The 688-nt window shown below is 66.1% G+C and carries 1 protein-coding gene; it reads right to left on the reverse strand.

The window, feature by feature from the left end; all coding sequences use genetic code 11:
* Positions 1-668 (reverse strand): ABC transporter permease (locus CXQ97_RS20870; protein WP_104182372.1); only part of this gene is annotated, 668 nt, incomplete at its 3' end.
* Positions 669-688 lie beyond the last annotated feature (20 nt).

Here is a 688-nt window from a genome sequence, read left to right on the forward strand (position 1 = left end):
CGCAGGGTGTCGAGCAGCGCCGGCTTGGCCGACGGCAGGATCACCAGCTTGACGATCTCGCTGCGGTTGGCGCCCATGGTCTGCGCCGCCTCGATCTGCGCCATGGGTACGCGGCGCACGTCTTCTGCGACCATCAGTACCATCTGGAAAAAGGTGCCGATGAAGATGATCAGCACCTTGGAGCCTTCGTCGATGCCGACCCAGAGCATCACCAGCGGAATGAACGCCACTGCGGGCATGTAGCGGATGAAGTCGGTGAGCGGTTCGAGAAAGGCCTGCACCGGCCGGTAGGTGCCGATGTACAGCCCCAGCGGCAGGGCGATCAGCGCCGAGGCGCCGAAGCCCGCCATGACCCGCCAGACGCTGATGCCGATGTCCCCCAGCAGCCCTTCGCTTGTCCACCAGCGGCCGATGCGTTCGAGCACCGCGCCGGGGCTGGGCATGAACATTGGGTCGGCGAGGCCGAGCGCCGTCCACAGCCACCAGATGACGAAGGGCAGGCTCAGCCCGGCGCCAGTGAGTAGCCAGGCGCTGCGCCGGGATATCTCGCCGCGAATGCGCCAGAAACTGCTCTTGCGCACCACCTGTTCGGCCGTTGCGGCCGGTGTTGCCGTGTGTCGCTGCTGCGCGGCAGTGGCAGCGGAGGAAATGCTGATCTGCGCTGTCATGCGGGAACCTCCTGTGAAAC

Origin of the sequence: Arthrobacter sp. B0490 (genome assembly GCF_002929355.1) — a bacterium.
In the GTDB taxonomy this organism is placed as follows: Bacteria; Actinomycetota; Actinomycetes; order Actinomycetales; family Micrococcaceae; genus Arthrobacter_D.